The organism is Saccharomonospora iraqiensis subsp. paurometabolica YIM 90007 (assembly GCF_000231035.2).
Taxonomy (GTDB): Bacteria; Actinomycetota; Actinomycetes; order Mycobacteriales; family Pseudonocardiaceae; genus Saccharomonospora; species Saccharomonospora paurometabolica.
Window position 1 is genome coordinate 31272 of record NZ_KI912216.1, and the last position, 9026, is coordinate 40297.

9 protein-coding genes and 1 pseudogene are annotated in these 9026 nt (G+C 73.4%); 6 read left to right on the top strand and 4 right to left on the bottom strand.

Annotated elements, in window-relative coordinates; translation table 11 throughout:
- On the bottom strand, positions 1-1846 hold a 1846-nt coding region (locus SACPADRAFT_RS26020; protein ID WP_007025303.1), incomplete at its 3' end, for a helicase-associated domain-containing protein.
- A 74-nt stretch (positions 1847-1920) separates the two neighbouring features.
- Between SACPADRAFT_RS26020 and SACPADRAFT_RS0206830 the strand changes: the two genes are divergently transcribed.
- From SACPADRAFT_RS0206830 to SACPADRAFT_RS0206845, 4 genes and pseudogenes are all read left to right on the top strand, one after another.
- Positions 1921-2109, top strand: coding sequence for a hypothetical protein (locus tag SACPADRAFT_RS0206830; RefSeq protein ID WP_007025304.1), 189 nt, complete (start codon positions 1921-1923; stop codon positions 2107-2109).
- A 139-nt stretch (positions 2110-2248) separates the two neighbouring features.
- Complete coding sequence (locus SACPADRAFT_RS0206835; protein ID WP_007025305.1) at positions 2249-3673, top strand: NAD-dependent malic enzyme; 1425 nt, start codon at positions 2249-2251, stop codon at positions 3671-3673.
- Positions 3674-3810: 137 nt separating this feature from the next.
- Positions 3811-4281: pseudogene (moaC, locus tag SACPADRAFT_RS0206840) on the top strand (cyclic pyranopterin monophosphate synthase MoaC); the annotation flags it as partial.
- The gene (locus tag SACPADRAFT_RS0206845) at positions 4278-5237 is read left to right on the top strand and encodes a molybdenum cofactor biosynthesis protein MoaE (protein ID WP_007025307.1); all 960 of its coding nucleotides are present in this window, start codon (positions 4278-4280) and stop codon (positions 5235-5237) included. The pseudogene moaC and the gene SACPADRAFT_RS0206845, both read left to right, overlap by 4 nt.
- Positions 5238-5414: 177 nt before the next feature.
- Here the strand turns inward: SACPADRAFT_RS0206845 and SACPADRAFT_RS0206850 are convergent, their stop codons facing one another.
- From SACPADRAFT_RS0206850 to moaA, 3 genes are all read right to left on the bottom strand, one after another.
- On the bottom strand, positions 5415-6065 hold the full coding sequence (locus tag SACPADRAFT_RS0206850) for a transglycosylase family protein (protein ID WP_007025308.1): 651 nt from the start codon (positions 6063-6065) through the stop codon (positions 5415-5417).
- 588 nt (positions 6066-6653) lie between these two features.
- Positions 6654-6962, bottom strand: coding sequence for a MoaD/ThiS family protein (locus SACPADRAFT_RS26025; RefSeq protein ID WP_051442404.1), 309 nt, complete (start codon positions 6960-6962; stop codon positions 6654-6656).
- Between the two features lie 136 nt (positions 6963-7098).
- A complete protein-coding gene (moaA, locus tag SACPADRAFT_RS0206860; RefSeq protein WP_007025310.1) occupies positions 7099-8163 on the bottom strand; it encodes a GTP 3',8-cyclase MoaA in 1065 nt (354 codons plus the stop codon).
- 103 nt (positions 8164-8266) lie between these two features.
- Between moaA and SACPADRAFT_RS0206865 the strand changes: the two genes are divergently transcribed.
- Both SACPADRAFT_RS0206865 and SACPADRAFT_RS0206870 read left to right on the top strand, forming a co-directional pair.
- Positions 8267-8671: a TOBE domain-containing protein gene (locus SACPADRAFT_RS0206865; protein WP_028662283.1), complete on the top strand. Its 405-nt coding sequence runs from the start codon at positions 8267-8269 to the stop codon at positions 8669-8671.
- Between the two features lie 35 nt (positions 8672-8706).
- On the top strand, positions 8707-9026 hold a 320-nt coding region (locus SACPADRAFT_RS0206870; RefSeq protein WP_028662284.1), incomplete at its 3' end, for an extracellular solute-binding protein.

Consider the following 9026-nt stretch of genomic DNA (forward strand, 5'->3'; position numbering starts at 1 on the left):
CGTCCGGGCCCTCCGCCGCCGGGGCGAACCCGGCCGCGCGCAGCGCCTGCAGCACCTCGGACAGCGGGTACGGGCTGACCACCACGGTGGGCGCGATCCGGCGCAGCTCGAAGTCCGCCGCGGCCCGGGTGCGCAGCACCTCGGCCAGCAGCACCTCGTCGTCGCAGCGCAGGAACGACGCCGCGGCACCGCCCCGGAGTCGTCCGTGTCGGCGTGCCACGTCGTCGATCAGATAGGTCAGCGACTGCGGCACCGGGGTGCGGGAGCGGGTGGTGAACAGCTCGTGCAGTTCGTCGGCGGTCTGTCCGGCGTCCATGGCCCGGCGCACGGACGTCTCGCTCACCCGGTACATCGTGGCGTGGCCCGCCGACTCGACGTCGGCGACGGACTCGATGCTCTTCTGCAGGTCCGGCTCCAGCGGTCCGGGGGCCACCACGGTCAGGTCGGCCTGCACGAGGACGTGGTCCACCGGCTGCGGCAGCGCGTCGGCCATCGCGGCCGCCGCGCCGTGCTGGTCGTCGTCGAGCAGGGCCCGTGCCGCCGAGGTGAGTGCGCCGAGGCCGACCATGCCCAGTGCCGTGGCCTCGGCCATCGCCTGCCGCACGCTCTCGTCGCGCAGCCTGCCGCCCTTGCGGGGCGCGCGCCACGCCAGGACGGCGACCAGCTCGTCCACACTCTTCACCCCGGCCCCGGTGGGCAGGTCGGCGAGGGTGCCGAGCACCCGACGGCGGGTCGCGGGTGCCGCCGGACGCCGCGCCTCCTCGGACAGCGGGGCGATCACCTTGTCCTTCGCGTCCTTCGTGCCCACCAGCCCCGGCATGCGCGGCAGGTCGAGCCAGGCCTGCGCGAGGATCAGCCAGCGGCCGGACTGCGGGGAGGACAGCCACGAGTCCGTCAGCGTCGTGGGCACCCACCCGGGCGTGGCGTCCTCGCTGACGGCGACCAGCCCGGCGCCCACGGCCAGTTCGGCCTGCAGGGTGGCGGTGCGCTCGTCGACGTCGAGGTCCCGGGCGAGGCGGCGCAGTTCCCGCACCCCGAGCCCGCCGGACTTGAGCACCGGTGACGGTTTCTCCGACCAGAGCCGGAGCAGTGCCTCCGTGGTGCGCAGGAACTCTGCGACCTCGCCCGCCGCGGCCTCGTCCACCGACTCCCGCTGGTGCGGGCTGGTCGGCAGCTCCGGTTCCCGCAGCGATCCGGCGTCGTAGGCGAGGCCGCCGCGCAGTGCCAGGGCCGGCTCGCGGGGCAGCTCGACGGTCTGCGGGTCCCGGCGCACCAGCAGTCCGCGTGCCAGCAGGCGCTGCACCGGCGTGGTGGCCTCCTCCGGTGGCACCTCGGCCGCCGCGTCCCGGGTCCGCCCGATCGGGGGACCCGCCGACAGGGTGCGCAGCAGGGCGCGGTCGTCCTCGGCGAGCTCGTCGAGGACGGCGGCGAGGTCGGTGTCCGCGAGCTCGGGACGGGACACCCCGAGTCCGGCCGGGAACGGTCCGAACACCTCGCGCGCCGCGGGGGGCACGGAAAGGCCGTCGTCGTCGCCCCAGGCCAGGGCCAACCGCCGTAGCCGGTCCAGCGCCTCCGGCACGGGCTCGCCGAGCAGCGCGTCCAGCCGCGCGCGGTCCACGGGTGCGGTGTCGGCGTCCAGGGCGAGCAGTGTCTCCAGCACCGCGAGGGTGGCGGTGTCCAGGTTCTCGCACGCGCGCGCGATCGAGCCCGCCGTACCCGCGCGCGTGGCGAGCACGCCGGAATCGGCGGGTGGCGGGGTCGCGAGGTCGCGCCGGTCGCGCAGCAGCGCGGCCAGCTCGTCGTCGGAACGCGAGCTCAGCCAGTCCGCGAGGGAGACAGCGACCATTGTCACCACGATATCCGTCGGCCGGGCCCATCCGGCACACTGTGGTCAGTCGTTGGTCGAGTGAGGAGGACGCCGTGGCGAAGGCGGGCAAGCGGAACCGGATCGACCCGGAGTGGCCGGAGGCGGGGGGCGACGCGCACCCGGTCTCGGAACTGGCGGCCGACCGGCAGGGGGCGCTGTCGCCGTACGGGGACGACATGACCTTCCCGCTGGAGCGGGTGCCCTACGAGCACCCGCAGACCGAGATCAACAAGTCGGCGTAGCCGGGGCCCCGGCGGGCCCGGGACCGGTCCGACGGAAGCGAAGTTACTGGTCAGTCACCCCTCCGCGCCGGGAGTGGGCCGCTCGCGGGGATAGGCTTTCCCCCGTTCGACGGTCAATCTCGATGCGGGGGTGCCTGCCATGCCGGTTCCCGGGCCCGGTTACTCGATCACCGTGCGGCTCCAGGCTCCGCCCTCGGCCAGCGCGGCCGGTGACCTGACCACGGCGGTCGGCAGGGTCGGCGGCGTGCTCACCGCGTTCGACGTGGTGGAGTCGCACGCCGACGCGATCGTCGTGGACATCACGGCGAACGTGTCCTCGGCCGACCACGCCGACGACATCACGTCCGCGCTGGACGCGCTGCCCGGGGTGCGGGTACGGAAGGTCTCCGACCGGACGTTCCTGATGCACCTCGGCGGGAAGCTGGAGGTCTCGCCGAAGGTCGACCTGCGCAACCGGGACGACCTCTCCCGCGCCTACACCCCCGGGGTCGCGCGGGTGTGCCAGGCCATCGCGGCCGACCCGGAGAACGCGCGCAGGCTGACCATCAAGCGCAACACCGTGGCCGTGGTCTCCGACGGGTCCGCCGTCCTGGGCCTGGGCAACGTGGGTCCCTCGGCGGCACTGCCGGTGATGGAGGGCAAGGCGGCCCTGTTCAAGAAGTTCGCCGGCGTGGACGCCTGGCCGGTGTGCCTGGACACCCAGGACACCGAGGAGATCATCCGCACGGTGCGGGCGCTGGCCCCCGGGTACGCGGGCATCAACCTGGAGGACATCGCCGCGCCGCGGTGCTTCGAGATCGAGGCGCGGCTGCGGGAACAGCTCGACATCCCGGTGTTCCACGACGACCAGCACGGCACCGCGATCGTGGTGGTCGCCGCGTTGCGCAACGCCCTGCGGGTGGTGGGCAAGCCGCTCGAGAAGTGCCGGGTCGTGGTCAGCGGGGTCGGTGCGGCGGGGTCGGCGATCATCCGGCTGCTGCGCCGGAAGGCGCCCGCCGACATCGTCGCGGTCGACATCGACGGGGTCGTCCACCCCGGCCGGGAGGGCCTGGACGACAACCTGCGCTGGGTCGCCGAGCACACCAACGCGCACGGGATGACCGGGACGCTGCACGACGCGCTGGTCGGTGCGGACGTGTTCATCGGGGTGTCGGCCCCCGACCTGTTCGGGGCCGAGCAGGTGGCGACCATGGCCGACGACGCGGTGGTGTTCGCCCTGGCCAACCCGGATCCGGAGATCGACCCGCTTCAGGCGCAGCGGCACGCCGCCGTCGTGGCCACCGGGCGCAGCGACTACCCGAACCAGATCAACAACGTCCTCGCCTTCCCCGGTGTGTTCCGCGGGCTGCTCGACGCGCACGCCCACCACATCGACGACGGGATGCTGGTGGCCGCCGCCGACGCGATCGCCGACGTGGTGGACGACCGGCTGAACGCGTCGTTCATCGTGCCGAGCGTCTTCGACGCGGCGGTGGCCCCGGCCGTGGCCGAGGCCGTGGCCGAGGTCGCCCGCGGTGGTGATGTGTCCGGGACCACCGCCGACGCCGTAACCTCGACGGCGTGAGCGGACAGGACGGCGCGCGGCGGGACGGGACGGACCACCACGACAGGGGACCGCACGATACGGGACCGCACGACACGGGACCGCACGATACGGGACCGCACGACACGGGGCGGGACGGCACGGACGGCGACGGGCGGCTCAGCCACGTCGACGAGTCGGGCACGGCGCGGATGGTCGACGTCTCCGGCAAGGACGTCACGGCCCGGACCGCCGTGGCCCGGGGGACGGTGCGCACCACCGCCGAGGTGATCGGCCTGCTGACGGCCGGGGAACTGCCCAAGGGGGACGCGTTCGCCACGGCCCGCATCGCCGGGGTGATGGGCGCCAAACGGACCTCGGAGCTCATCCCGCTGTGCCACCAGATCGCGTTGTCCAAGGTCGACCTCGACTTCGACCCGGGCCCCGACCACGTGGTGATCACCGCGACCGCGCGCACCAGCGACCGCACCGGGGTCGAGATGGAGGCGCTGACGGCCGTGGCCGTCGCGGGGCTGACGCTGCACGACATGGTGAAGGCCGTGGACCCCGCCGCCTCGCTCGACGAGGTGCGGTTGGTGGCCAAGGACGGGGGGAAGTCCGGGACCTGGCGGCGGGAGGAGAACCGATGAAACGCACGGCGCGGGTCGTCGTCGCGTCCAACCGCGCGGCGGACGGCGTCTACGCCGACACGACCGGGCCGGTCATCGCCGACTGGCTCGCCGCACGGTCGTTCGAGGTCACCGACCCGGTCGTGGTCGCCGACGGTGCCCCGGTGGAGCGGGCCCTGCGCGGGTTCGTCACCGACGGCGTCGACCTGGTGGTGACCACCGGGGGCACCGGTGTGGCACCCACCGACCGGACGCCGGAGGCCACGGCGGCGTTGCTGGACCGCGAGCTGCCGGGGCTGGCCGACGCGGTCCGGGACGCCGGGCGGGAGAAGGTGCCCACGGCCGTGCTGTCCCGGGGGACCGCGGGTGTGGCGGGCCGGACGCTGGTGGTGAACCTGCCGGGGTCCCGGGGCGGGGTGGCCGACGGGCTCGCGGTGCTCGACGCCGTGCTCGACCATGCCCTCGATCAGATCGCGGGCGGTGATCATTCCCGGCACTCCGGGGCCGGGGACGGATCCGGGGTCGTCGGTGGGGACGGGGCCCCGCCCGCACCCGCCCGGGTGTCCCGCGCCGAGGTCACCGACGAGCCGGTGTCGGTCGACGAGCACGCCCGGTTGGTGGCGGAGGCGGGTGCCGGTGCGGTCGTCACCTTCGGCGGCGTCGTGCGTGATCACGACGGCGGCCGGTCGGTGACCGCACTGCACTACGAGGGGCATCCGACCGCGGGCGCGGTGCTCGCCGATGTCGTCTCCGAGGTCGCGGCCCGGCGGGCCGGGGTGCGGGCGGTGGCGGTGAGTCACCGCGTCGGGGATCTGACGATCGGTGACGTCGCGCTGGCGTGCGCGGTGGCGGCCGACCACCGGGCGGAGGCGTTCACCACCTGCGCCGATCTGGTGGACGAGGTGAAGGCACGGCTGCCCGTCTGGAAGCACCAGTGGTTCGCCGACGGCACCGACGAGTGGGTCAACTCGCCCTGACGCGGTACCGGTCGCTGGTACCGGTCGCCGGTGTGCGTGTGGGAGCGGTGTGCGTGTCCGGTGTCGGTCCTTCGGCGGAGGGGCCCACCACCCGGGGGACAGTGGTGGGGCCCTCCGCATGCCGACACCCGTCCGGACGGGCCCGACCGGGTCGGTCCGGCCCGTCCGGGCCCGGGGTCACTCGGTGGCGATCTTCTGCCCGACCACGATGTAGTCGGGGTCGGAGATGTAGCCCTCGTTCAGGTCGACCAGCGTCGTGTAGCCGCCGTCGACGTCCTTCTCGTCGGCGATCTTGCTCAGCGTGTCGCCCTTCTCGACGACGTAGTCGCCGTCCGGGTTCGACTTCGCGATCCGCTCGGGGGCGGGTTCGGGGGCGGGCTCGGAGGTCTGCTCCGGCTGCGTGGACTGGCTCTGGGTCGAGCCGGAGTCCTGCGCCCCCTGGGTGTTGCTCCCCTCGTAGTTCACGTTCGAGGAGCCCTTCGCGCCGCAGACCGGCCACGCGCCGATGCCCTGACCGTCCAGGACCCGTTCGGCGACCCGGATCTGTTCGGACCGGGACGCCTCGTGCGGCATTCCGGTGCCGCCGTAGGCCCGCCAGGTGCTCAGCTTGAACTGGAGCCCGCCGTAGTAGCCGTTGCCGGTGTTGATGCTCCAGTCACCGCTGCTCTCGCACTCGGCGATCGCATCCCAGTTGACGCTGCTGTCCGCCGCCTGGGCCGGGGTCGCGGCCACCGACAGCGGCGCACCCACGGCGATGCCCGCGACGGCGACGCGGGCGAGGTTGCGGGACGCGGCGGACGGTTTGCGGTGCTTGCCTCGATAAGCCATGTCGACTCGGTTTCGACTTCCGCGCCTGTCGAGAACCGCGGGCAGGCGGTGAGGCCGGGCCGACCGTCTCGGGTCGACAGGCGGCACCGGGGGATGCCGCCTCCCTCTCGTCCCAGTCCGAGAAGTGCGTTTCGCTCGGGGTTTTTCCGTGTCTCCGGGATCCCGCCGGACTGGGCTCGGCGCAGACGGGAACCCGGTTGTTCCCGGTTGGTCGGGGCCAACCAATTTGCGACGGTACGTAACAACGAGCGTGATCGGAAATTGATGGAACCGTGGGCTAGACCACAGTAACGGCGCGCAACCTTCGCACGATCCGGTTATTTTCCCTGCGTAGGGCGCTGTTACCGGTCCGTGTCCGTCTCGAAACTTTTCACCCAAAGTGAGGTCTGGGTCACGCCGCCGACGACCCGTCTGCTCCGTTCGTGCGGGCACGCGCGCGCCCTGACGAACGGATGGTCCGGACGAACCGGACACGTGCGCCCACCCGCGGTGGGAGGTGCACACCCTCCGTCGGTGCGGCATCCGGTGGCGGACCACCGGGGGTGTGCACCGGTCCCGCCCCGTCCGGGGGTCCGGTACCGGTGGGGATCAGCCGCCCGCGAACGGCGGGAGCACGTCGAGCTGGGCCCCGTCGGGCAGGCGGCGGGTGTGGTCGCGCACCGCGACGCCGTCCAGCAGGAAACCCGCCGCGTCGAGGATGCGGGGCAGCCCGGTGCCGGCGTGCCGTTCACGGAGCCACCGCAGGGCGTCGGCCACCGAGGCGGATCCGGCCAGCCCGACCGGTTCGGAGTCCAGCCCCGTGGCCGCGCGGGCCGAGGCGAAGTACCGCACCCGCACCGTCACGGCAGTTCCCGCGTCGTCCGGCACCGCGTTCCCCGGCACCGCGTTTCCCGGCACCGCGTTTCCCGGCGCCGCGCGGCCCCGCGGGGCCGTGGGGCTCTCCGGTGCGGTGGTGTTCTCCGGTGCCGCGGCACGGTGCCCGGTCCCCGACGTGTGCATCGCCTGCTCCCTCGTTCGCGTGCGTGGGCGCGGATCAGCCGCCGATGGAGCTCATCGGCCGGATCGGCTGCGCGAAACCGGCCTCGTTGATCTCGTGTCCGGCGAGTTTGCCCCACATCGCCGCACGCCAGGTGTCGGCGATCTCCCCGTCGTCGGCGCCCTGTCGGACCAGACCGCGCAGGTCGGTCTCGGTGGTGCTGAACAGGCACGAGCGCACCGCGCCGTCGGCGGTGAGCCGGGTGCGTTCGCACGCGGCGCAGAACGGCCGGGTCACCGACGGGATGATGCCCACCTCCTGCGGGCCGCCGTCGACCAGCCACCGCTCCGCCGGGGCGCCACCGCGCTCCGTCGGGCTCGGGGTCAGGGTGAACTCGGCACCCAGCAGATCGAAGATCTCGTCCGCGGTAATCATCTCGGCGCGGCTCCACCCGTGCTGGGCGTCCAGCGGCATCTGCTCGATGAACCGCAGGTGATAGTCGTGCGCCAGGGCGAAGCGCAGCAGTTCGGGCGCCTCGTGCTCGTTGACCCCCCGCAGCAGCACCGTGTTGATCTTGACGGGGTCCAGTCCGGCGTCCCGGGCGGCCGCCAGCGCGTCGAGGACGTGCCGCAGCCGGTCGCGCCGGGTGACGCGCGCGAACGTCTCCGGGTGCACCGAGTCGAGGGAGACGTTGATGCGGTTCAGACCCGCGGCCGCGAACCGCTCCGCCCGCTTCGCGAACCCGATGCCGTTGGTGGTCATGGACAGCCGCGGCCGGGGGCGCAGTGCGGTGATCCGGGCGACGAGCTCCTCCAGGCCCGGACGCAGCAGCGGCTCGCCGCCGGTGAGCCGGATGTCGGTCACCCCGAGCAGGCGCACGGCGACGTCCATCAGCCGCACCAGCTCGTCGTCGGACAGGACCTGCTCACCCGGGGCCCAGTCCAGCCCTTCCGCGGGCATGCAGTACGTACACCGCAGGTTGCACTTGTCGGTCAGCGACACCCGCAGGTCGGTGGCGACACGCCCGAAGCTGTCGATCAGCGAGGGATCGTCCGGGCGTGTGTGGTCCGGTGCCGTGCGCGCTCCGGGCACCCTGGGGATGCCGAGGTCCGTTCCCGTCACCCCGTCCAGCCTAGTCGGGGAACCGACGAAAATAAGACCTCCGTCACACCCTCGGCCGAATGACCGCTGGCGGATTCGCATGTGCGGCGATATTCTCGGCTTCATGCCGCAGTTTCGGCTCTCGGAGGCCGCCCGCCTGCTCGGCGTGAGTGACGACACCGTCCGCCGTTGGGTCCGCGCCGGGCGGCTGACCTCCGCCGGGGACGACGCCGGGCGCATGGTGGTCGACGGGGCGGAACTGGCCGCGTTCGCCCGGACCACCGCCGATTCCGCGCCCGATCCCACCGGGGTGGGGCGCTCGGCGCGCAACCGCTTCGTCGGACTGGTCACCGACGTCGTGGCCGACACCGTCATGGCCAAGGTGGAGCTCCAGTGCGGGCCGAACCGGCTCGTGTCGTTGATGAGTGCCGAGGCGGTGCGGGAACTGGGGCTCGCCCCGGGGGTGTGCGCGGTGGCCGTGGTCAAGGCGACCCAGGTGATCGTCGAGACACCGGGTGACGGACCGTGAGGCGCGCACCCGGGCGTGGCGCGCGGGTGACCCCCGTGCCGCGCACGCTCGTCGCGGTGGTGCTGGCCGTCGGCATGCTGACGGTGGTCGCGTGCGGTGGTGTGCCCGGGCGGGACCGCACACTGACCGTGTTCGCGGCGGCCTCGCTGACCGGCGTGTTCGGCGAGCTGGACCGGCACTTCGAACGCACTCACCCGGACGTGGACGTGCGGCTCAACGTCGGCGGGTCCGCCCGGCTCGCCCGGCAGATCCTCGAGGGCGCGCCCGCCGACGTGTTCGCCTCCGCCGACGCCCGCACGATCCGGTGGGTCGCCGACGCGGGCCTTCTGGCCGGGCCGCCCACGCCGTTCGCGAC

Bases quoted from the DNA above. Each gene is read 5' to 3' on its own strand.
- SACPADRAFT_RS0206835 (WP_007025305.1), top strand. From the start codon at position 2,249: ATGCCGGTTCCCGGGCCCGGTTACTCGATCACCGTGCGGCTCCAGGCT.
- SACPADRAFT_RS0206845 (WP_007025307.1), top strand. From the start codon at position 4,278: ATGAAACGCACGGCGCGGGTCGTCGTCGCGTCCAACCGCGCGGCGGAC.
- SACPADRAFT_RS0206850 (WP_007025308.1), bottom strand. From the start codon at position 6,065: ATGGCTTATCGAGGCAAGCACCGCAAACCGTCCGCCGCGTCCCGCAAC.
- SACPADRAFT_RS0206865 (WP_028662283.1), top strand. From the start codon at position 8,267: ATGCCGCAGTTTCGGCTCTCGGAGGCCGCCCGCCTGCTCGGCGTGAGT.